Source organism: Lentzea kentuckyensis (genome assembly GCF_002150765.1).
GTDB lineage: Bacteria > Actinomycetota > Actinomycetes > Mycobacteriales > Pseudonocardiaceae > Lentzea > Lentzea kentuckyensis.
Genome location: NZ_MUYM01000075.1, coordinates 48,140 through 73,156 on the forward strand (window position 1 = coordinate 48,140; position 25,017 = coordinate 73,156).

3 protein-coding genes and 1 pseudogene are annotated in these 25,017 nt (G+C 73.9%); all 4 read right to left on the minus strand.

What is annotated here, in order from left to right:
• Positions 1–73: 73 nt before the first annotated feature.
• Positions 74–3,793, minus strand: coding sequence for a thioester reductase domain-containing protein (locus B0F77_RS50960; RefSeq protein WP_425435754.1), 3,720 nt, complete (start codon positions 3,791–3,793; stop codon positions 74–76).
• Positions 3,767–6,478 (minus strand): annotated as a pseudogene (locus tag B0F77_RS50965) (type I polyketide synthase); the annotation flags it as partial. The pseudogene B0F77_RS50965 and the gene B0F77_RS50960, both read right to left, overlap by 27 nt.
• A complete protein-coding gene (locus B0F77_RS32130) occupies positions 6,405–14,729 on the minus strand; it encodes a type I polyketide synthase (protein WP_086666773.1) in 8,325 nt (2,774 codons plus the stop codon). The gene B0F77_RS32130 and the pseudogene B0F77_RS50965, both read right to left, overlap by 74 nt.
• A gap of 4 nt (positions 14,730–14,733) precedes the next feature.
• Positions 14,734–25,014 (minus strand): type I polyketide synthase, encoded by a 10,281-nt coding sequence (locus tag B0F77_RS32135; protein ID WP_086666774.1) that lies wholly within the window; start codon positions 25,012–25,014, stop codon positions 14,734–14,736.
• Positions 25,015–25,017: the final 3 nt, after the last annotated feature.

A 25,017-nucleotide genomic window follows, 5' to 3' on the forward strand; every position in this document is an offset into this window, starting at 1 on the left:
GGCCCGCCGAGGCGGACCGGCCGAAGTACGAATGTCGATAATCCGTTGGCGCATAAGGGAAAATGTCCGAAAGTCATCCACTGTGGACGGATGACTGCGGGCGTGGAGGGAAGTAACCGCTGCGGATGAAGTACTCCAGGTAGGTGGTCACCAGGTCATCGGTGACCGGTGGGCAGCTGACCGGAGAGCCCGCCAGTGCCGCGTCCAGCTTCTTCGTGTCGATGTCGGGATAGCCGCCGACGCCGGTGAACGCGGTTTCGAACACGTCGAGCAACGGCGTCAGCGCGTTCGCCGGATCACGGCGGACCAGCCGGCTCCACTCCTGCTGCGACAGCTCGGCGATGTCGTAACCCAGTTCCCGCAGCCGATCGATCACCTCGGTGAACGTCAGCGTGTCCCGGTTCGACACGTTGTAGGTCTCGCCGATGCTCTCCGGTTTGCCGAGGAGTTCCACGACGGCCCGGCTCACGAAGTCGACCGGGGTGGGGTGGAACGCGACCGCGGCGCCGGCGGGGGCCGCCCCGGCTTCGAGCATGCCCCGGACGCTCAGCCAGACGAAGTCCTGGGTCTGGCAGGTGCCGCGCTCGCGGTCGCCGGAGATCGAGTCGACGCGGTAGACCGAGACGGGGACGCCGCGCTCCCTCGCCAGACCGATCACGCCTTCGGCCACCCACTTGGAGCGCCGGTAGCCGTTGGTCAGGATCTCCGGCGGGCCGATGGGGTCGAGCTCGGTGAGGTGCGCGCCGGGCCGCTGGTCGTACACACCGGTGGACGACACGTAGTGGACCGGCACGGTGCGGTGGCGGGCGGCCAGCCGCAGGATCTCCTCGGTACCGCCCACGTTGGCCGCCTTCAGCTGGGCGTACGGGTACAGCCAGTTGACGTGCGCGCCCGCGTGGACGACCACGTCCGCGGTGCGGGCCAGTTCGTCGAAGACGTCCTCGGTGAGCCCCAAGCCGGGCTGGGCCAGGTCGCCCCGGACGATCCGGACGCGGCCGGCCAGGTCGACGCCGGTCTCGTACTGCTCGGCGGCGCGGCGCAACCGGTCCGCTGCCTCCTGGTCGTCGCCGCCGCGCACCAGGCAGTGCACGGTGGCGCCGGTGTGCCGCAGGAGGTCGCGCAGCAGGAACGACCCGAGGAAGCCGGTCGCCCCGGTCAGCAGCACGTGCTCCGGTTCCGCGGTGTGGTGCGCGGGCGTCGCCGCGACGACGTCCGCTGCGAGGACGACCTCGGCTGGGAAGTCGACGTCCCCGGTGTCGGCGGCCGGTGTGCCGAGCAGGTCGGCGAGCATCCGTTCGGCCAGCGCGTCCGGTGTGCGGTGGTCGAACACCGCGGTGGCGGGCAGCTGCACGGGCACGGCCTTGGCCAGGCGGTTGCGCAGGTCCACGGCGGTCAGCGAGTCGAAGCCCGCCTCCTGGAACACCTGGTCGGCCGCGAGGCGCTCGTCGCGGCCCAGCACCGCCGTCGCGTGGTCCAGGACGATGCCGCGCACCAGCTCGCGCCGACCGGTCTCGTCCAGGGCGGACAACCGGTCCAGCAGCGCGCCGCTGCTGACGACATCCGCCGCCGCGGACTCCGGCCGGATCCGGGTCCTCGTCAGGCCACGCATCAGCACCGGCTGCATGGGGTGGGTGCGCGTGGCCGACAGGTCGACCGGCATGCCGACCACCGCGGGTTCCGGCTGTGCGGCGGCGGCGTCCAGCACGGCCATGCCGAGGTCGGCGGGAAGCATCAGCAGGCCTTCCTTGGCCATGCGCTGCAGGTGCACCTCGGTCAGGTGCTCGGTCATGGTGCTGGCGCCCTCCCAGAGGCCCCAGGCCACCGACACCGCCGGCAGTCCCCGCAGGCCGCGGCGCACCGCCAGCGCGTCCATGAAGCTGTTGGCCGCGGCGTAGTTCGCCTGTCCCGGTGTGCCCATCACGCCGGTGACCGAGGAGAAGAGCACGAAAGCCGACAGGTCGAGCCCCTCGGTCAGCTCGTGCAGGTGCCAGGCGGCGTCCACCTTGGGCCGCAGCACCACGTCCAGGTCCTCGGCGGTCATGGAGGTGAGCAGGCCGTCGGCCAGCACACCCGCGGTGTGCACGACGGCGGACAGCGGGTGCTCGTCCGGGATGCCTGCCAGCAGGTCGCGCACGGCTTCCCGCTGGTTGACGTCACAGGCGGCCACGGTCACCTGGGCGCCGAGAGCCTCCAGTTCGGCGACGAGCTCCGCCGCGCCCGCCGCGGCCGGGCCGCGCCTGCTGGTCAGCAGCAGGCGCCGCACGCCGTGACGGGTGACGAGGTGCCTGGCCACGGTCGCACCGAGCGCACCGGTGCCACCGGTGATCAGCACCGTGCCGTCGGTCCGCCAGGCGCTGGCCGGGGACGGTGGCAGCTCCAGCCGGGCCATCCGGGGCACCAGCACCCGGCCCTCCCGCAGCGCGAACTGGGGTTCGCCGACGGCCAGCGCGGCGGCGAGCACGCGCTCGGTGTCCCGGTCGGCGCCGGGATCGGTGTCGACCAGCACGATCCGGTCCGGGTACTCCGACTGCGCGGACCGCACCATCCCGCACAGCGCCGCACCGGTGAGATCCGCTTCCTCGCCCGCGCCGGTGGCGACCGCGCCCTCGGTGAGCACGACCAGCCTGGTGCCGGCGAGCCGGGGTTCGGTCAGCAGGTCCCGCAGCTCGGTCAGCGCGCGCTGGAGCACGGTGTGCGTGGCCTCTGCCGGGTCGTCCGGCGAGCCCTCGCGGTACGGCCCGACCAGCAGCACCTCCGGCGCGTCGCCGGGCAGTGCGTCAGCGGCCGTCGCCCACGAGGGCTGTCGCGCCGGGCTGGGCAGCACCGTCGGCACCCAGGTCACCCGGAACATCGCGTCCCGCTCCCCGCCCCGGCGTGCGGCGGCGGGGGCGAAGTCGATTTCGTCGACGGTGAGCACGGTCTGCCCGGTGGAGTCGGTCGCTCGCAACGCCACCGTGCTCTCGCCGGTCGGGGTGAGGCTCACCCGCAGCGTGCTCGCGCCAGCTGCGTGCAGCCGGGCACCGCGCCAGCCGCGCGGCACCAGCTCGGACCCGCCCAGGTATGGGCGCAGCGCGGCGTGCAGGAGCAACGGGTGGACGCCGAAGCCACCGATCGCGCCGAGCTGGTCGGCGGGCAGGGTCAGTTCGGCGAACAGCTCGTCGTCCCGCCGCAGTACGGCGGTGAGTCCCAGCGCGGCGGACACCGGGTCGGCCTCCTCGGCGACCGCGCCGGCGGGCGGCCACTCGGCGGCCGGCGGTTCGGCCAGCGCCACCTGCCTCGCCAGCGTGCCGCTCGCGACCAGTTCCCACGTGCCGTCCACGGTGTCCTCGCGCGTGTGCAGGGTGAACCGCCGCTCGCCGAGGCCGGCCGGTGGTTCGACGGCCAGCCGGATGCCCGCGGCGAATCGCGCGGACGGCCGGAGCGGGCTGTGCAGGACGAGTTCCCGCACCAGGTCGCAGTCGGTCTGGTCGGCGGCGTGCAGCGCCAGGTCGGCCACGACCGCGTCGGCCGACTCCGGCACCTCGGCGAGCCACCGGTGCGCGGCGGTGGACAGCCGCCCGGTGAAGACCACCCCGGTCCCGTCGGCCTGCTGCACCAGCGAACCGAGCAGCGCGTGCTCGGCGGGCACCAGGCCGAGATCGCCCGCCTCGACCGCGGATCCGGTGGCGGGCAGCCAGTACCGGCGCCGCTGGAACGGGTAGGTGGGCAGGTCGACCACGGTGGCGGTGTCGCCGAACACCGCACGCCAGTCCGGCGCGACACCGGCCGCGTACAGGGCGGCCAGCGCGCCCACGGCGGTGTGCGGCTCGTCCTGGCCCGCCCTCAGCACCGGCACCACCAGATGGCCGTCGCGGGGCGAGTCGTCCAGGACGCGTTGCGCCTGGGCGGTCAGCGCACCGTCGGGTCCGAGCTCGACCAGCGCTGTCACGCCCGCGGCGTCCAGTGCGGTCACCGCGTCGAGGAACCGGACCGCGTGCCGGGCGTGCCGGGTCCAGTAACCAGGGCCGATGCTGTCCACGGGCTGCCCGGTCACCGTGGACAGGATCGGGATGCGCGGTTCGGCGTAGGACAGGCTCTCGGCCACCCGCTGGAACTCGGCCAGCATCGGTTCCATCAGCGGGGAGTGTGAGGCGCAGCTGACCCGCAGCCGCTTGACCCGGCGGCCGGCCGCGGCGAATCCCGCCGCCACCGCCTCGGCCCGCACCGCGTCACCGGAGATCACCACCGAACGCGGTCCGTTGATGCCCGCGACACCGACCAGCGGCTCGCCGGCCAGTGCGTGCTCGGCCTCCGCCTCCGTCGCCTCCAGCGCGATCATGCCGCCGCCGGGTGCGAGTCCGTCCATCAGCCGGCCCCTGGCCGCGACCAGTCGCGCGCCGTCGGCCAGCGACAGCACGCCGGCCGCGTGCGCCGCGGCGATCTCGCCGACGGAGTGGCCCGCCAGCCAGTCCGGGCGCAGTCCCCAGCTCTCCACCAGCCGGAAGAGGGCGGTCTCCAGCGCGAACAACGAGGTCTGCGCGTACACCATGCGGTCGTGCAGGTCGTCGCGGTGCACCAGCGCGTCCCGCACCGAGTGCTCGACGTGCCCGTCGAGTTCGACGTCCAGCGCGGCGATCGCGTCGTCCAACGCCCGCGCGAACACCGGGTAGGCGGAGTAGAGGCCCTGTCCCATGCCCGCGTGCTGACCACCCTGGCCGGCGAACAGGAACGCCAGCCCGCCTGCCCGGCCGCTGCCGGTCCGCGCGTCCGGCGAGTCCTCCGCCACCTGCCGCAGTCGCTCGACCAGTTCGTCCCGGCCGGCGCCGGCGACCGCGGCCCGCCGGTCGAAGTGGGTCCGGGTGGTGGCCAGGGAGAAGCCGACGTCGGCCGGGCTGACGTCCCGCGCGGCCAGGTGCTCTGCCAGGTCGGCGGCCCGCGCGCGCAGAGCCTGGTCCGTGGGCGCGGACAACACCAGCGGCACCACGGCGGGGCGCGGCGCTCGCGCACGCGGCTCGGAGCCGGGTGCCTGTTCCAGGATGATGTGCGCGTTGGTGCCGCTGATGCCGAACGACGACACGCCGGCCCGCCGGGGCCGGTCCAGTTCGGGCCACGGCCGCGCCGCGGTCAGCAGCTCCACCGCGCCGGTGGACCAGTCCACCTCCGGCGTCGGCTCGTCCACGTGCAGGGTCCTGGGCAGGACGCCGTGGCGCATGGCCTGCACCGCCTTGATCACGCCGCCCACGCCCGCTGCCGCCTGGGTGTGGCCGATGTTGGACTTCAGCGAACCCAGCCACAGCGGGTGGTCCGCAGCCCGGTTCTGCCCGTAGGTCGCCAGCAACGCCTGCGCCTCGATCGGATCACCCAGGGTGGTGCCGGTGCCGTGCGCCTCCAGCAGGTCCACGTCGGCGGTGGTGATCCCGGCGTCGGCCACGGCCGCGCGGATGACGCGTTCCTGGGCAGGGCCGTTGGGGGCGGCCAGTCCGTTGCTGGCACCGTCCTGGTTGACCGCGCTGCCCCGCAGCACCGCCAGCACCGGGTGTCCCAGCCGCTGTGCGTCGGACAGCCTGGCCAGCAGCAGCAGGCCGACGCCCTCCGACCAGCCGGTGCCGTCCGCCGCACCGGCGAACGACTTGCAGCGGCCGTCCGGCGCGAGGTTGCCCTGCGCGCTGAACTCGAGCCAGCCGTCGAGGCTGCCGGTGATCGACGCGCCACCCGCCAGCGCGAGGTCGCAGTCCCCCGCGCGCAGCGCCCGGACGGCCAGGTGCATGGCCACCAGCGAGGACGAGCACGCGGTGTCGAGGGTGACGGCGGGGCCCTCCAGCCCCAGCGAGTACGCGATGCGCCCGGAGGCGATGCTGCTGACCACGCCCGTGGCCAGGTAGCCCGCGTAGTCCTGCTGGTCCAGCGACTGGTTGTAGGTCTGCGCGGCGATGCCCGCGAACACACCGGTCCTGCTGCCGCTCAACGACCTCGGGTCGATGCCCGCGTGTTCCACCGCCTCCCACGCGACCTCCAGCAGCAACCGCTGCTGCGGGTCCATCGCGGTGGCCTCACGGGGCGAGATCCGGAAGAACTCGGCGTCGAACTCGGCCGCGTCGTGCAGGAAGCCGCCGTGCCTGGTGTAGGTCTTTCCCGGCTTGCCCGGCTGCGGGTCGTACCGCCCGGCGACGTCCCAGCCGCGGTCGGCGGGGAACTCGGTGATCGCGTCCTGCTCGTCGGCCACCAGCCGCCACAGTTCGTCGGGTCCGGTCACACCGCCGGGGAACCGGCAGCCGATCCCGATGATCGCGATGGGCTCGCTTCTGGCGTTCTCCAGGTCGGACAGGCGGGCACGGGTTCGCTGCAGGTCCGCGGTCACCCACTTGAGGTACTCGACGGCCTTCTTGTCATCGGACATCGGGCGCGTTCTCCTTCTGGCTGGCTCGTCAGTGGGTCGCTCGTCCGAGCTGGTTGTCGATGAAGTCGAAGAGTTCGTCGGTGGAGGCGGCCGCCAGCTCACCCGGCACCGCCTGCTCTCCGGTCAGCGCGGTGAGCAGGTCACGCAGCCGGTCCGCGATGGCGGAGCGGTCGTCCGGTTCGAGCTCGGTGCCGGTGAGCCTGCTCGCCCACTCGTCGAGGCCGGTCCGCAGTCCGGTGAGCGGGTCGTCGCCGGGCGCGAGCAGCGCCCGCAGGTGCTCGGCGACCGCGCTGGGCGTCGGGTGGTCGAACACGGTGGTGGCGGACAGCCGCACCCCCGCGTGAGCGTTGAGCCGGTTGCGCAGTTCCACGGCGGTCACCGAGTCGAACCCGAGGTCCTGGAACGGGAAGTCCGGGTCGACATCGGCCGCGCCGTCGTGGCCCAGCACGTCCGCCACCTGTTCTCGCACCAGCGCCAGGAGGAGGTCCCGCTGCTCGGGGACGGCCAGTCCGGCGAGTCGGGCCGCCAGGTCTGGTGCGACCGGTGCCGGTTCAGGCTCGGCGCTGTCGTCCGCCGCCGCCCGCCTCGGTCGCGGCACCGCGCCCTCGGCCGGCACCGGCAGCCCGTCGACGTCCAGCCAGAAGCGCCTGCGGCGGAAGGCGTAGGAGGGCAGCGGGACCACGGCCGAGTCCTCGCCGAAGACCGCGCTCCACCTCGGGACCACCCCGGCGGTGTAGAGCGTGCCGAGCGCCGCGAGCGCGGTGCGCGGTTCGTCCTGGCCCGCGCGCAACGCGGCGGTCAGCACCTGGTCACCACCGTCCAGCACGCGTTCGCCCTGCGCGGTCAGCACGGCGTCCGGTCCCAGCTCCAGCAGCCTGGTGCCGCCGGCGTCGGCCACCACGCGGACCGCGTCGGCGAACCGGACGGTGTCGCGGACGTGCCTGATCCAGTAGTCCGGTCCGCTCAGCAGTCCTTCCGCGGCGACGTCACCGGTCACCGTGGACACGATGCGCAGCCGTGGTTCCTGGTAGGACAGTCCTTCCAGGACGGTTCGAAACTCGTCGAGCATCGGCGTCATCAACGGCGAATGGAACGCGTGGCTCACTCGCAGGCGTTTGGTCCGGCGTCCGGTGAACGTCGCGGCGACCGCGGTGACGGCTTGCTCGTCGCCGGACAGCACCACCGCGTCCGGACCGTTGACCGCCGCGATGCCTGCTCCCCCGACGCCGTCGAGCACCGCTCGTACCTCGGCTTCGGTGGCTTCGACGGCGATCATCGCGCCGCCCTCTGGCAGGGCCGCCATCAGCCGGCCGCGTGCGGCGACCAGCCGGGCCGCGTCCTGCAGCGAGAACACCCCGGCCACGTGCGCGGCCGCGATCTCTCCTACCGAGTGGCCCACCAGCCAGTCCGGCTCCAGGCCCCACGACTCGTAGAGCCGGTACAACGCCGTCTGCAGCACGAACAGACCGGCCTGCGTGTAGTCCGTGCGGTCGAGCAGTTCCGGCTGCTCGGCCAGCACGGTGCGCACCGAGCGGTCGTAGCCGAGCTCGGCGTCCACCGCGTCCAGGGCGGCGTCCCACGCTTCGGCGAACACCGGATAGGCCCGGTACAGCCCCTGCCCCATCCCGGTCCGCTGCCCGCCCTGTCCCGAGAACAGGAAGGCCAGCCCACCGGGAGCCGGAGCCCTGGGCGTGATGGTGGCGAGGGCCGCCACCAGGTCGTCCACGTCGTCGCCGACCACGAACGCGCGCCGGTCGAACGACGTCCGGGTGCTCGCCAGCGACCATCCGACATCCGTTGGGCGCAGGTCCGGATGCCGCTTGGCGTGGTCGGCCAGCCGGGCGGCCTGGGCGCGCACCGCGTCGTCGGTGCGGGCCGACAGCACCCACAGCGCCGGTCCCCGCTGTTCTCGCGCGTCCTGGGGCGCGTCCGGTGCCTGCTCCAGCACCACGTGCGCGTTGGTGCCGCTGATGCCGAACGCGGAGACGCCTGCCCTGCGCGGGCGGCCGAGCTCCGGCCACTCGCGGTTGCCGGTCAGCAGCGCCACCTCGCCGGCGGTCCAGTCGACCTGCGGGGTCGGCTCGTCCACGTGCAGGGTGCGGGGCAGCACGCCGTGCCGCATCGCCTGCACCATCTTGATGATCCCGGCGACACCGGCCGCGGCCTGGGTGTGGCCGATGTTGGACTTGACCGTGCCGAGCCACAGCGGCCGGTCCGCCGGGCGCTGCCCGTACGTCGCCAGCAACGCCTGCGCCTCGATCGGATCACCCAGCGTCGTGCCCGTGCCGTGTCCCTCCACCGCGTCCACGTCCTCCGGCCGCAGGCCCGCGACGGCCAGTGCCTGGCTGATCACCCGTTCCTGCGCGGGGCCGTTGGGCGCGGTGAGTCCGTTGCTCGCACCGTCCTGGTTCACCGCACTGCCCCGGATCACCGCGAGAATCCGCCTGCCGTTGCGCCGCGCGTCCGACAGCCGTTCCAGCAACAGGAAGCCGACGCCCTCCGCGAACCCGGTCCCGTCGGCGGCGGCGGCGAACGCCTTGCACCGGCCGTCCGGGGACAGGCCGCGCTGCCTGCTGAACCCGGTGAAGAGGCCCGGCGTGCCCATCACGGTGGCCCCGCCCGCGAGCGCGAGGTCGCACTCACCGCCCCGCAGCGACTGCGCCGCCACGTGCGTCGCGACCAGCGAGGAGGAGCACGCCGTGTCCAGCGTCAGGGCCGGACCGCTCAGCCCGAGCGCGTAGGCGATGCGGCCGGAGGCGATGCTGGCCGCACCGCCGGTGAGGAAGTGGGTCTCGTGCTGGTCGGCGATCACGTCCGACCGCGGGCCGTACTCCTGCCGGATCAGGCCGACGAACACACCCGTCCGGCTGCCCCGCAGGCCGGTGGGGTCGATGCCGCCGGACTCCAGCACCTCCCAGGCCGACTCCAGCAGCACCCGCTGCTGCGGGTCCATGATCGCCGCCTCACGGGGGCTGATGCCGAAGAAGTCGCTGTCGAAGTCGGCCGCGTCGTGCAGGAAGCCGCCGGTGCGCGCGTAGGTGCTGCGCGGGCGTTCGCCGGTGGGGTCGTACACGCCGTCGACGTCCCAGCCGCGGTCGGCGGGGAACTCACCGATGGCGTCCACCCCGTCCGACACCAGCAGCCAGAGGTCGTCGGGGTCGCGCACGCCGCCCGGATAGCGACAGGCCATCCCGACGATGGCGACGGGTTCGTCGGCGGCGCGCGTGGTGGCGGTGGTCGTGGCGGTCGGCCGCTCTCCGAGCAGAACTTCGCGCAGGTGGTCGGCCAGCGCGCCCGGTGTCGGGTAGTCGAAGGCGAGCGTGGCGCGCAGGCGCAGCCCGGTGGCGGCGCCGAGCCGGTTGCGCAGCTCGACCGCGGTCAACGAGTCGAAACCCAGCGCCCCGAACGCCTGGTCGGCGCGGATCGCCGTGGGATCGGCGTGGCCGAGGACCGTGCCGATGTGCTCGGTGACGATCCGGAGCAGCAGATCGCGCTGCTCCGGTTCGGACAGCCGGGCGAGCCGCTCGGCCAGCGCACCACCACCGGCGCTTCGTTCGGCCGCCTTCCGCCTGGCACGCACCAGGCCGCGCAGCAGCGGGGGCACGTCCGGACGGGCCCGCAGCGCCGTCAGGTCGACCGGCACGGCCGCGAGCACCGGTTCACCTGCGTCGAGTGAGGTGTCCAGCATCGCCATGCCCAGCTCGGCGGTGACGGGCCGCAGACCGTCCCTGGCCATCCGGGCGTGGTCGGACGCCGTCAACGCCTCGACCATGCCCTCCGCGACGTCCCACAGACCCCAGGCCAGCGACAGACCGGGCAGGCCGAGACCGGCCCGGTACGCGGCGAGCGCGTCCAGGAACGAGTTGCCCGCGGCGTAGTTGCCCATGCCGGGGTTGCCCATCGCACCCGCCGTGGAGGAGTACAGGACGAACGCGGCGAGATCATGCCCCTTCGTCAGCTCGTGCAGGTGCCAGGCGGCATCGGCCTTGGCGCGCAACACCTTGGTCAGCTGCTCGTCGGTCATCGCGGTGACCAGGGCGTTGTCCCCCACGCCCGCGACGTGCACGACCGCGGTGAGCGGGTGCTCGGCGGGAACGCCGGCCAGCAGCCCCGCCACGGCCTGCCGGTCGGTCACGTCGCAGGCCGCCACGGTCACCTCGGCGCCGTGCGCCGTCAGCTCCGCCACCAGCTCGGCGGCGCCGGGAGCCCGAGTGCCCCGCCGGCTGGTCAGCAGCAGGTGCCGGACGCCGTGCTCGGCCACCAGGTGGCGAGCCGTGATGGCGCCGAGCGCCCCGGTGCCACCGGTCACCAGCACCGTGCCGTCGGGGTCGAGCCCCCGACCCAGCGCCTGCCCGCCCCGGTCGCCGGCGCTGTGCGCGACCAGCCGGGGGATCAACACCGCGTTCGCGCGCACCGCCACCTGCGGCTCGTCCAACGCCAGCGCTGTGGCCACCGCGGCGGTGAGGTCCACGGCCGCACCCGGCAGGGTGTCCACGAGGACCAGGCGATCGGGATGCTCGGCCCGCGCGCTGCGGACCAGTCCTGCCACGGCGGCCGCGGCGGGGTTGACCGTCTCCCCCGCGTGCACGGCGGCGGCGCCCTCGGTGCGCACCACGACGAGGCCGTCGCCGGCGAGCAGGTTTCGCAGCGCTGCCAGGGTTTCGCGGGTCGCGTTGTGGGCGGCGGCCAGGGTGTCGCCGGTGGTGTCGGGGGTGAAGGTGGTGTGCTCGCCTACCGGTTCTGCGCTCGCGGGCACCGGGGACCACGTCATCCGGAACAGCGACGGGTGGGCGGCGACGGGAGCCTTCAACCGATCCGCCGCCACTGGCCGGGTCGTCAACGTCTCGACCGTGCACACCGGGGCGCCGGTCGGGTCCGCGGCGTACAGCCGCACGCCGTCCGGGCCGTGTGGGACCAGGTGGACGCGCAACGCGGTGGCACCGGTGGCGTGCAGCTGGACGTCCGACCAGGCGAACGCCAGCGCGGCCTGGCCGGAGCCCAGGTTGTGGTGCGCGTACAGGTGCAGCGCGGCGTCGAGCAACGCCGGGTGCAGGCCGAAACCCTTGACCGAGTCGGCCGGCAGGTCCAGCTCGGCGAACAGGTCGTCGCCCCGCCGCCAGCCCGCCACCAGTCCCTGGAACAACGGCCCGTAGTCGAGGCCATGCCCGGCGAGGTCCGGATAGACGTCGCCGATGTCGACGGACTCGGCGCCCGGCGGCGGCCAGGCCGCGAGATCGGTGCCGGTCCAGGTGCCGGCGGCACCACCTGCGCCCAGCGTCACGGACGCGTGCCTCACCCAGGACGCGTCCGGCACGTCGACGCGCGAGTGGACGGTCAGCGTCCAGCCGCCGTCCTCCCCCGGGACGGCCACGAGCTGGAGCTGCAGGGCCCCGTCGGCGGGCAGCACCACGGGCGCTTCGGTGACGAGTTCCTCCACCACCGGCGCGCCGAGCTGGTCGCCCGCGTGGAAGGCCAGGTCCACCAGCGCGGAGCCGGGCAGGATCACGGTGCCGAGCACTGTGTGGTCGGCCAGCCACGGGTGGGTGGTCAGGCTGATCCGGCCGGTGAACACCGCCCCGTCGCCCTCGGCCGGGCGCAGCAGGCCGCTCAGCAGTGGGTGTTCGGCCGGGGTCAGGCCCAGACCGGAGGGGTCGGCGCGGCGGGTGGCGGCGAGCCAGTGGCGCTGCCGCTGGAAGGCGTAGGTGGGCAGGTCCACGCGGGTCGCGTCGCCCAGCAGGGCCTCCCAGTCCGGCGTGACGCCGCGCGCGTGTGCCCGGCTCACGGCCATGAGCCACTGCCGTTGGTCGCCGTGATCGCGCCGCAGGGTGCCGACCGCGGCCACCGGGGAGCCGGCGAGCGTGTCCTCGATCGCGGCGACCAGCACCGGATGCGCGCTCACCTCGATGAACACCGCGGGGCCAGCGACGGCGGCACGCACGGTGTCGGCGAACAGGACGGGCCGGCGCAGGTTGCGGTACCAGTACCCGGCGTCCAGCAAAGCCGTGTCCACCAGCCCACCGGTCACCGTCGAGTACAACGGCACGCCAGCCGGCATCGGGACGACCCCGGCCAGCTGGCCCAGCAGCTCGGTCTCGATGGACTCGACCTGCGAGCTGTGGGAGGCGTAGTCCACGGGCAGCACCCGGTGGCGGACACCGCGTTCGGCACACCGCGCGGCGAGCTCGGCCAGGTCGTCGGGCGCACCGGCCACCACCACCGAGGTCGGGCCGTTGACCACCGCGATCTCGGCCAGTCCCCCGGCCAGCTCGGCGGCCTCCTCCGCGGAGAGGGCCAGCGAGAGCATGCCGCCCTTGCCGCTGAGTTCGCGGGCGATCAACGCACTCCGCAACGCCACGACCCGCGCGCCGTCCTCAAGCGACAGGCCACCGGCGACCACCGCCGCCGCGATCTCACCCTGCGAATGGCCCACCACCGCGGACGGTTCCACCCCCACCGAACGCCACAACGCGGCCAAAGCCACCATCACCGCGAAAGAGACCGGCTGCACCACATCGACCCGGTCCAACCCAGGAGCACCCGGCACACACCGCACCACGTCCAGCACCGACCAGTCCACAAAGGACGACAGCGTCGAATCACATTCCTCAAGCACAGCACGAAAAACCGGTGACGACTCCAGCAGCCCCGCCGCCATCCCAGCCCACTGCGCACCCTGACCCGGAAACACGAACACCACGTCGGGGTCGGTGCCGACCACCCGCACGGTGTCCTCCGGCGTCACGGCGCGAAGCCGTCCGCTCAGCTCCGTGAGGTCCCGGCCGACCACCGCCGCGCGCACTCCGAGCTGCGCTCGCGTGGTGGCCAGCGAGAACGCGACGTCCGCCGGGTGCACGTCCGCCAACCGGTCGGTGAGCTTGGCGATCTGCGCGAGCACCGCCTCCTCCGTGTGCCCGGACACCACCCACGGCACCACGTCCGGAAGATCACGATCCACAATGGACTCGAACTCGGGACCCCGCTCCAGAATCACGTGCGCGTTCGTGCCACTGATCCCGAAGGACGACACACCCGCCCGCCGAGGTCGGTCGACCTCCGGCCACGGCCGCGCCTCGGTGACCAGCTCCACCCCGCCCGGCGACCAGTCCACCTGGCGCGTCGGCTCGTCCACGTGCAGGGTGCCGGGCAGCACACCGTGCCGCATCGCCTGCACCATCTTGATGATCCCGGCGACCCCGGCCGCGGCCTGCGTGTGCCCGATGTTGGACTTGACCGAACCAAGCCACAGTGGACGGTGCTCAGGCCGGCCGCGCCCGTAGGTCGCCAGCAACGCCTGTGCCTCGATCGGATCACCCAGCGGCGTACCGGTTCCGTGCGCCTCCACAACGTCCACATCGGACACCGACAACCCCGCGGCCGCCAGCGCCGCACGGATCACCCGCTCCTGCGAAGGGCCGTTGGGCGCGGTGAGACCGTTGCTCGCGCCGTCCTGGTTGACCGCGCTGCCCCGGACGACGGCGAGGATCCGCCGTCCGTCGCGCCGGGCGTCCGACAGCCGCTGCAACGCGACCAGGCCGACGCCCTCCGACCAGCCGGTGCCGTCGGCGGCGTCCGCGAACGCCTTGCACCGGCCGTCCGGCGCCAGTCCCCGTTGCCTGCTGAACTCCAGGAACACGGTCGGGGTCGCCATGACGGTGACACCGCCCGCCAGCGCGAGGTCGCACTCACCGCCACGCAATGCCTGCGCCGCAAGGTGAATGGCCACCAACGACGACGAGCACGCCGTGTCGACCGTGACCGCCGGACCCTCCAAACCAAGGGTGTAGGCCACCCGCCCGGACACCACGCTCCCGGCCGTGCCCGCCGCGAGCAGGCCCTCGACCTCCGGTGGCGCCTGGCCGGCCGGCGGCGCGTAGTCCTGGTACATGGCGCCCGCGAAGACGCCGGTGCGACTGCCGCGCAGACCGCTCGGGTCGATTCCGGCGTGTTCCAGCGCCTCCCAGGAGGTTTCCAGCAGCAGGCGGTGTTGCGGGTCGATGGCCTGTGCCTCACGGGGTGAGATGCCGAAGAACCCGGCGTCGAACTCACCGGCCCCGTAAAGGAAACCGCCGTTGCGGGTGTAGGTGCTTCCGTTGCGTTCCGGGTCCGGGTGGTGGATGCGCTCGGTGTCCCAGCCGCGGTCGGAGGGGAACTCGCCGACCGCGTCCCCGCCGTCGCGCACCAGCTCCCACAGCTCGTCCGGGGTGTCGGCGCCACCGGGGTACCGGCAGGCCATGCCCACGATCGCGATGGGCTCCCTGACCTGTTCCTCCAGCTCACGCAACCGGCTCTGGGCCTGCCGGGTGTCGGCGATCGCCTTCTTCAGGTACTCGCGGAGCTTCTCCTCGTTGGACATCCCCTCAGTCCTTTCCGGTGGCGTCGACGAGCCGGAACAGCTCCTCGTCACTCGCACTGTCCAAATCGGATTCGCCCGCCGCGTCGCCGATGTCGCGCCAACGCTGGAGAATCCGCTCCAACCGCTCGGTGACCTGGCCGCGGGCCCGCGCGTCCAGCGCCACGTCCGCCAGCAGCACGTCCATCTCGTCGATCTTCAGCCGGACCACGTCCGCCGGTTCCGGCGCGAGCTGCCCGCGCAGGTGCTTCACCAGCGCGGCGGGCGTGGGGTGGTCGAACACCAGGCTCGCCGGCAGCCGCAGGCCGGTGCCCGCCGCGAGCCGGTTGCGCAGTTCGACGGCGGACAGCGAGTCGAAGCCCAGGTCCAGGAACGCCTGGTCCCGGTCGATCGCCAGGTGGTCGCGATGGCCGAGCACCGCGGCGCTCTCGGTGCGCACCAGGTCGAGCAGCAGCTGGTTCTGCTCCCGCTCGCCCAGTCCACGCAGCCGGTCGGCCAGGTCGGCCACCGGTTCGGCGGCGACGCGGCGCGGCGCGGCGGGGACCAGTCCGCGCAGCAGGGCGGGTACGTCCGCGGCCCGCAGCGCGGCCCGGTCGAGCGGAGCCGCCACGACCACCGGTTCCCGGCCGGCCAGCGCGAGGTCGAACAGCGCGGCGCCTTCGGAGTCGGTGATGGGCCGCAACCCTCCCCTGCGCAGCCGATCGCGGTCGGCCGCCGACAGCCGCTCCGCCATGCCGCCGCCCGACCACGGCCCCCACACCACCGACCGGGCGGGCAGCCCGAGGCGAGCGCGGTGGGTGGCGAGCGCGTCCAGCGCGGCGTTCGCCGCGGCGTAGTTGGCCTGGCCGGGGCCGCCCAGCAGACCGGCCACGGACGAGAACAGCACGAACGCCTCGACCGGCCCGGCCAGCTCGTGCAGGTGCCACGCGGCGTCCACCTTGGCGCGCAGCACCGTGTCGAACCGCTCCGGCGTGAGCGCGGTCAGCACTCCGTCGTCGAGCACGCCGGCCGCGTGCACCACCGCCGTGACGGGGTGTTCGGTCAGCAGCCCGGCCACCGCCTCGCGGTCAGCGACGTCACAGGCCGCCGCCACGACCTCCGCGCCGTGGGCCGTCAGCTCGCCGACCAGTTCCTCCGGCACTCCGCGCCGGCCCACCAGCACCAGCCGCCGCACCCCGTGGGTGACGACCAGGTGGCGGGCGATCACCGAGCCGAGGGCGCCCGCCGCCCCGGTGATCAGCACCCGGCTGTCCGGCGTCCACGGCGAGCCGTCCGCCGCGGCGGGCGCGGGAACCAGCCGGGGAACGCTCACCCGACCCGCCCGCACGGCGAGCTGAGGTTCCCCGGCGCCCGCGAGCGCGGCCAGGTCCAGTTCCGCGCACGGGTCCGCGTCGACGAGCACGATCCGGCCGGGGTGCTCCGCCTGGGCGGACCGCACCAGGCCCCACACCGCGGCCGCGGCGAGGTTCGGCACCTCCCGCTCGTCCACGGCGACGGCCCCGGTGGTGCGCACCACGATCGGGTAGCCCGCACTCTCGCCGGAGTCGGCGAGCGCGTCCCGCAGCCCGGTCAGCACCGCGGCCAACGCCTCCCGGACGGCGACGAGCGGCTCGCTCACCAGCTCAGCCCCAGATTCCGGCGCTGCCACCACACGGACAACCGGCGGCTCACTCACCAACCCGGCCGCCGCGCCCTCGGCGGCCGGGATCTCCACGGGCTGCCAGGCGAGCACGTGCACGGCGCCCGCCGTGCTCGGCCGGCTCACGAGCTGGTCCGTGCTGACCGGACGCGTGGTGAGCCGGTCGACGGTCAGCACGGGCAGCCCGGCGGGGTCTTCCGCGTGCAGGGTCAGCGCGTCCTCGCCGTGCCTGGTCAGTCGTACCCGCAGCAGCCGCGCACCGGTGGCGTGCAGGTGGACGCCGTGCCACCCGAACGGCAGTCGCAGGTCGTCGTCGGCGTGCGCGGCCGGGTGCAGTGCCGCGTCCAGGAGTGCCGGGTGCACGCCGTAGCCGTCCTGGTCGACGGCCACCTCGGCGTAGCGGTCCTGCCCGTGCCGCCAGACGGCACGCAGGCCCTGGAACGTGGGGCCGTAGTCGAGTCCGCGGCCGGCCAGGTCGGCGTACAGCTCGGCCGGCTCGACCGGTTCCGCGCCCGGCGGCGGCCACTCGCCGATCGGGACCGTGGCCGGTGCGGGTGCGTCTACCAGCGTGGCGGTGGCGTGCAGGGTCCAGTCCGCGTGGAGGTCGTCGGGCCGGGAGTGCACCCGGACGCTGGTCCTGTCGTCCGCCGTGGACACCGTCAGCTGGACCTGCCGGGGCTCGTCCAGTTCCAGCGGGGACTGGACGAGCAGCTCCTCGACGGTCGTCGCGCCGGTCAGGGCCGCGGCGTGCAGGGTCAGCTCGACCAGCGCGGCACCGGGCAGGATCACGCGGCCGAGTACGCGGTGTTCGGCGAGCCAGCCCGGCGCGTCCGGCGCCAGCCGCCCGGTGAACACCGTCGCGCCGTCCTGCGCCAGCGACACGGCCGCGCCCAGCAGCGGGTGGTCGGCGGGCTGCTGCCCGACGGCGGCCGGCACGCCGGTCACCGGTGCGCTGTCGAGCCAGTAGCGTTCGCGCTGGAACGGGTAGGTCGGCAGGTCCACCGCCCGCGCCCCGGCGAACACCGTGGTCCAGTCCGGCTCGTGCCCCGCTGCGCGCATCGCCGCGAGTGCCGTCACCGCGCTGTGTTCCTCGTCGTGCCCCGACCGCAGCGCGGGTGCCACGACCCGGTCCTCCAGCACGCGCTGGGTCAGTCCCGCCAGCACGCCGTCCGGCCCGAGCTCCAGGTATCCCGTCACCGGGCCGCCGTCGACCTCGGTCAGTGCGTCGTGGAAGCGGACCGGGTCGGTGACGTGCCGCAGCCAGTACTCCGCACCGGACATCTCGGTGGTGACCGGCCGCCCGGTCACCGTGGACACGATCGGCACGCCGGGCTCGCCGAAGGACAGGTCCGCGAGCACCTCGCGGAACCGGTCGAGCATCGGCGTCATCAGCGGTGAGTGGAAGGCGTGGCTGACCCGCAGTGCCCTGGTCCGGCGGCCCTGCGCCGCGAACCTGGCCGCCACCGCCTCCGCCGCCTCCCGGTTGCCGGACACGACCACCGCGTCCGGGCCGTTGACCGCCGCGAGGCCCAGGTCGTCCTCACGCTCCAGCGCCGCTCGCATCTCGGCCTCGGTGGCTTCGACGGCGATCATCGCGCCGCCTTCCGGCAACGCCGCCATCAGCCGCCCGCGCGCCGCGACCAGCCGGGCCGCGTCCGCCAGCGAGAACACCCCGGCCACGTGCGCGGCCGCGATCTCCCCCACCGAGTGGCCCACCAGCCAGTCCGGCCGCAGGCCCCACGACTCGTAGAGGCGGAACAACGCCGTCTGCAACACGAACAACCCGGTCTGCGTGTAGTCCGTGCGATCAAGCAGCTCCGGCTGCCCGGCCAGCACGGTGCGCACAGGCAACGGCACCCAGTCCGTCAGCTCGGCGTCCACCGCGTCCAGCGCCGCGTCCCACGCCTGTGCGAACACCGGATAAGCCCGGTGCAGCCCCTGCCCCATCCCGGCCCACTGCCCGCCCTGTCCCGAGAACAGGAAGGCCAGCCCGCCCTGCCGAGCGGTCACGCCGTGGCCGTTCGCGGCGAACTCGTCCAGCCGGTCCAGCAGCTCGTCACGACCGACGCCGACGACAGCGGCCCGCAGCGGGAACGCGGTGCGCGTCGTGGCCAGTGAGAAGCCGACGTCCGCCACCGGCACGTCGGGGCGTTCGCGCAGGTGGGCGGCGACCCGGGCCGCCTGGGCCCGCAGTGCCGCACCGGTCCGGGCGGACAGCACCAGTGGCGTGGTCGTCGTGGGCGGTTCGGGTCGTTGCTCCGCTTGCTCCGCCACCTGCTCGACGATCACGTGGGCGTTGGTGCCGCTGATGCCGAACGACGACACGCCCGCGCGCCGGGGCCGGTCCACCTCGGGCCACGGCCGTTGTTCCGCCAGCACCCGCACCGCGCCGGACTCCCAGTCGACCTCGGCGCTCGGCCGGTCCACGTGCAGGGTGCGGGGCAGAACGCCGTGCCGCATCGCCTGCACCATCTTGATGATCCCGGCGACACCGGCCGCGGCCTGCGTGTGGCCGAAGTTCGACTTGATCGAGCCCAGCCACAGCGGCCGGTCCGCCGGACGGTCCTGCCCGTAGGTCGCCAGCAACGCCTGCGCCTCGATCGGATCACCCAGCGTCGTGCCCGTGCCGTGTCCCTCCACCGCGTCCACGTCCTGCGGCGCGAGGCCGGCGGCCGCCAGCGCGGCGCGGATCACCCGTTCCTGTGAGGGACCGTTGGGCGCGGTCAGACCGTTGCTCGCACCGTCCTGGTTCACCGCACTGCCCCGGATCACCGCCAGGATCCGCCTGCCGTTGCGCCGCGCGTCCGACAGCCGCTCCAGCAACAGCACACCGACGCCCTCCGACAGCCCCGTGCCGTCAGCGGCGTCGGCGAACGCCTTGCACCGCCCGTCCGCCGCCAGGTTGCCCTGCCGGGCGAACTCCACGAACGTGTCCGGAGTGGCCATCACCGTGACGCCACCCGCCAGCGCGAGGTCGCATTCGCCACCGCGCAGCGCCTGACTCGCGAGGTGCGTCGCCACCAGTGACGACGAGCAGGCGGTGTCGATGCTGACCGCCGGCCCCTCCAGACCGAACACGTAGGACAGCCGGCCGGACAGCACGCCACCCGCGTTGGCCGCGCCGAGCACCTCCTCGTAGCCGCCGGTGGTGCCGGTGAACCGGGCGCTGTAGTCCCGGTACATCGAACCCGCGAACACACCGGTGTTGCTGCCGCGCAACAAGGCCGGGTCGATGCCGGCGCCTTCCACCGCCTCCCACGCGGTCTCGAGCAGCAGCCGCTGTTGCGGGTCGATCGCCAGTGCCTCGCGCGGCGAGATGCCGAAGAAGGTGGGGTCGAAGTCGGCCGCGCCCGTCAGGAATCCGCCGAGCCCGGTGGGGACTGCGTCCAATGACGGCCAGTTCCGGTCCGCCGGGAACGCCGACAGCCCTTCCCTCCCGTCCGCCAGCAGCTCCCACAGCTGCTCGGGGCCGTGCGTGTCGCCGGGGAACCGGCAGGCCATGCCGATGATCGCGACGGGTTCGTCGGACGATGGCCGGACGGTGGCGGTGACCGGGACGTCCGCGGGACCGACGCCCAGCGTGGTGCGCAGGAACGCGGCCAGCGCCGAGGGCGTCGGATGGTCGAACACCAGCGTGGCCGGCAGCCGGACGCCGGCGGCCTTGGACAGCCGGTTGCGCAGCTCGACCGAGGTCAGCGAGTCGAACCCGAGATCGCGGAACGCCTGGTCGGCGGGCACCGACGCCGGGTCGGCGTGGCCGAGAATGGTGGCGACGTGGCCGCACACCAGATCGAGCAGCACGGCGAGCCGCTGCGGCTCGGCGAGCGAACGCAACCGTTCGGCCAGGCCGGCGGCGTCTCCCGAGTCGGCCCGCCGCCGGACGGGCGGCACGAGACCCCGCAGCAACGCCGGCACCTCGCCGGTGCGCAACGCGTTCAGGTCCAGCGGCGTCACGGCCAGCACCGGCCGGTCGGCGTCGACGGCGGCGTCGAAGGCGGCGAGTCCCGCCGCGGTGTCGATCGCGGCGAGACCGTCACGGGCCAGCCGGGCGTGGTCGGTGCCGCCGAGATGGCCGGTCATGCCACTGGCCTGCGCCCACAACCCCCACGCCAGCGACGTCGCGGGCAGCCCGAGCTCACGCCGGTGCCGGGCCAGCGCGTCGAGCGTGGCGTTGGCCGCCGCGTAGTTCGCCTGGCCCGGTGTGCCGATCAGTCCGGCCAGCGAGGAGTAGAGCACGAACGCGTCCAGGTCCCCAGCCAGCTCGTGCAGGTGCCAGGCGGCGTCCACCTTGGCCCGCAACACCTTGTCGACCTGCTCGTCGGTCAGACCGGTCACGGTCCCGTCGTCGAGCACACCGGCCGTGTGGACCACGGCGCTCAGCTGTTCGACCTCCGCCAGCAACCGCCGCACTTCCTCGCGGTCCGCCACGTCGCAGGCCACGACCCGCACCTCGGCGCCCGACTCGGCCAGCTCGTCCGCCAGCTCCCGCGCACCGGGGGCCTCGATGCCACGACGGCTGGTCAGCAGCAGGCGCCGGACGCCGTGCTCGGCCACCAGGTGCCTCGCCAGCGCCGCGCCGAGCACACCGGTGCCGCCGGTGATCAGCACGACGCCGTCGGCCCGCCATGGCGCGCCCGTGACCGGCGAGGTGAACCGAGCGAGCCTCGGCACCAGCGCGCCACCGTCCCGGATGGCGAGCTGCGGCTCCCCGTCCGGCAGCGCGGCGATGCCGTCCCCGTCGACCAGCACGATGCGTCCGGGGTGCTCGGACTGCGCGGACCGCAGCAGCCCCCAGACGGCCGCGGCCGCTGGGTCGACCTGGTCACCTGGTGCGGCGGCAACGGCGTTGCGGGTGGTCACCACGAGGGTGGAGCCGGTGAACCGATCCTCGGCGAGGAACCGGCGGACAGCGCCGAGGGCCTGCCCGACGGCGTGGCGCACGGCCACGCCTGCGGCATGCCTGTCGCTCGGTAAGCCGTCCGGTCCGGACACCGGCAAGTCCCACCGCACCAACGATCCCGGCCGCTCGTCGTCCAATGTGGACAACGCGGCCCCGCCCGCGGTCAGCGCCACCGGCCGCCACGCCTCCTCCAGCAGCAGGTCGCTCCCGGGCATGCGGGCCGTGACCCCGTCAGCGGGCCGGGTGGTGAGTGCGTCCGCGGTGAACACCGGCTGCCCGGCCGGGTCCGTGGCCAGCACCTCGACGGCGCCCTCCCCCGCAGGGCTCAGCCGGACCCGCAGCCTGGTCGCCTCCACCGCGTGCAGCCGGACACCGTGCCAGCTGAACGGCAGGCGCACGTCGTCGGCGAAGTAGGCGAACAGGTGCAGCGCGGCGTCGAGCAGCGCCGGGTGGAGGCCGAAGCCCGCATCGGGCTCGACGGGCAACTCCACCTCGGCGTACAGCGAGTCGTCACGGGTCCAGGCGGCGGTCAGCCCCTGGAACACCGGCCCGTACCGCAGGCCTCGCCCGGCCAGCGAGGCGTACGCCGAGGTGAGGTCCACGGGCTCGGCGCCTGCGGGAGGCCACGGCCCGGTGTCGGCGGGCTCCTGGCGCTGTTCACCGCTCAGCACACCACTCGCGTGCTTCGTCCACGGGCCGTCGCCGGCACGGGAGTGGATGGTCACCTGGCCCCGGCCGCTCTCGTCGCGCTGCAGGTTGACCTGGAGCTGCCTCGGCTCGGTCAGGTCCAGGGGTGCCTCGACGACCAGCTCGTCCACGGTCGGCAGGCCGAGGTGGTCACCCGCGTGCAGGGCCAGCTCGACGAGAGCCGCGCCGGGCATGATGACGGTGTCGCGCACCGCGTGATCGGCCAGCCAGGGGTGCGACGACAGGCTGACCCGGCCGGTGAGCAGCACGCCGTCGCCGGTCGCCGCCGGGACCGCGGCGGTGACGAGCGGGTGGCCGGTGGCGGCCAGGCCGAGGCCGCCGGGATCGTTGCCCTGGTCGGTGCCGAGCCAGAACCGCTTGCGCTGGAACGCGTAGCCGGGCAGCGGCACCCGTGCCGCGTCGGGCCCGAGGAGGGCGGGCCAGTCGACGGCGACGCCCAGTGCGTGCGCCTGGCCGACGGCGGACCGGAACCGGGTGAGGTCGCCCTCGTCCCGGCGCAGGGTGCCGAGTGCGGCGACCGGAGCGTCCGCCAGAGTGTCCTCGATGGCGGCCACCAGCACCGGGTGCGTGCTCACCTCGATGAAGATCACGGACTTGAGGTCGTCGGTGACGGCACGCACGGTGTCGGCGAACAGCACGGGCCGGCGCAGGTTGCGGTACCAGTACCCGGCGTCCAGCAAAGCCGTGTCCACCAGGCCACCGGTCACCGTGGAGTACAACGGCACCTGGGCCGACGCGGGGACGACCCCGGCCAGCGCGGTGCGCAGCGCGTCCTCGATCCGCTCGACCTGGACGCTGTGCGAGGCGTAGTCCACCGGCAGCGTGCGGTGCCGCAGGCCCTCCCGTTCGCACCGGGCGGCCACCTCGGCGATCACCTCGGGCGCGCCGGCCACGACCACGGCCGCCGGCCCGTTGACCACCGCGACGTCCGCGCCGGAAGCCAGTTCGGTCACCCGTGCGGCGGACGCCGCGACCGACAGCATCGCGCCCCGGCCGCTGAGTTCGCGGGCGATCAACGCACTGCGCAGTGCCACGACCCGAGCGCCATCAGCGAGCGACAAACCTCCCGCCACCACCGCCGCCGCGATCTCACCCTGCGAATGACCCACCACCGCGGACGGCTCAACCCCCACCGAACGCCACAACCCGGCAAGCGCCACCATGACCGCGAACGACACCGGCTGCACCACATCAACCCGGTCCAACCCCGGCGCACCCGGCACACACCGCAGCACATCCAGCACTGACCAGTCCACAAAGGACGACAACGCCGAATCACATTCCTCAAGCACAGCACGAAAAAACGGCGACGACTCCAGCAGGCCCGCCGCCATCCCCACCCACTGCGCACCCTGACCGGGAAACACGAACACCGCACGCCCGGATCGCGCCCGGTGCCCGTCAGTGCGACCGTCGGCGACCGCGGCCAGTGCCGCGGGCAACGTCTCGCGGTCACCCGCCACCGCGGCCCGGTGCTCGAACCGGTCGCGCCCGGTCGCCAGGGTGAGCCCCACGTCCGCCGGGTGCAGCCCGGGGAACCGGGCGACGTGCTCGGCCAGCCTCGCGGCCTGCGCCCGCATCGCCTCCTCGGTGTGCCCGGACACCACCCACGGCACCACGTCCGGAAGATCACGATCCACACTGGACTCAACCTCGGGTGCCTGCTCCAGGATCACGTGCGCGTTCGTGCCGCTGATCCCGAACGACGACACACCCGCCCGCCGGGGCCGATCCACCTCCGGCCACGGCCGCTCCTCGGTCAGCAACCGCACGTCGCCCGACGACCAGTCCACCGCGGGGGTGGGCTCGTCCACGTGGATGGTCCTGGGCAGGACGCCGTGGCGCATGGCCTGCACCATCTTGATCACGCCGCCGACGCCGGCCGCCGCCTGCGTGTGGCCGATGTTGGACTTCAGCGACCCCAGCCACAGCGGACGGCCAGTCTCGCGGCCGCGCCCGTAGGTCGCCAGCAACGCCTGCGCCTCGATCGGATCACCCAGCGGCGTACCGGTTCCGTGCGCCTCCACAACGTCCACATCGGACACCGACAACCCCGCGGCCGCCAGCGCCGCACGGATCACCCGCTGCTGTGACGGACCGTTGGGCGCGCTGAGCTGGCTGCTCTTGCCGTCCTGGTTGACCGCGCTGCCCCGGATCAGCGCCAGCACGGGGTAGCCGAGCCGGCGCGCGTCCGACAGCCGGGCGAGCACGAGTGTGCCGACGCCCTCCGACCAGCTCGTGCCGTCGGCGTCCTTGGCGAACGACTTGCACCGGCCGTCCGGCGCCAGGCCCCGCTGCCTGCTGAAGTCGATGAAGAACCCCGGCGTGGACAGCACCGCGACGCCGCCCGCCAGCGCCAGCCCGCACTCACGGCCGCGCAATGCCTGTGCCGCCAGGTGGATGGCCACCAACGACGACGAGCACGCGGTGTCGACCGTGACCGCCGGGCCCTCCAAGCCGAGGGTGTAGGAGATGCGACCGGAGGCCACGCTGAGCTGGTTGCCGGTGACGAGGTAGCCGTCGGCGGCCTCGACCGCGGGGTTCAGCAGGCTGGGCCCGTACTCCTGCGCCATGATCCCGACGAACACCCCGGTGTCGCTGCCGCGCAGGCTGCCCGGCGCGATGCCCGCGTCCTCCAGCGCCGTGTAGGCGGACTCGAGCAGCAGCCGCTGTTGCGGGTCCATCGCCTGCGCCTCGCGCGGCGAGATGCCGAAGAACTCGGCGTCGAACTCGTCCGCGTCGTGCAGAAAACCGCTTTCCCGCAGGTAGGACGTGCCCGGCTGGTCGGGGTCGGGGTCGTACAGCGCGTCCAGGTCCCAGCCCCGGTTCGTGGGGAAGCCGGTGACCGCGTCCCGCCCGTCGGCGACCAGTCGCCAGAGGTCACCGGGGTCGCGCACGTCGCCGGGGTACCGGCAGCTCATGCCGACGACGGCGATGGGTTCACCGGCCGCGGCGTCCAGCTCGCGGATGCGGTCGCGGGCGTGCTTGAGCTGCACGGTGACCTTGTTGAGGTAGTCGCGCAGCTTCTCGGCTTCCGCCACGGT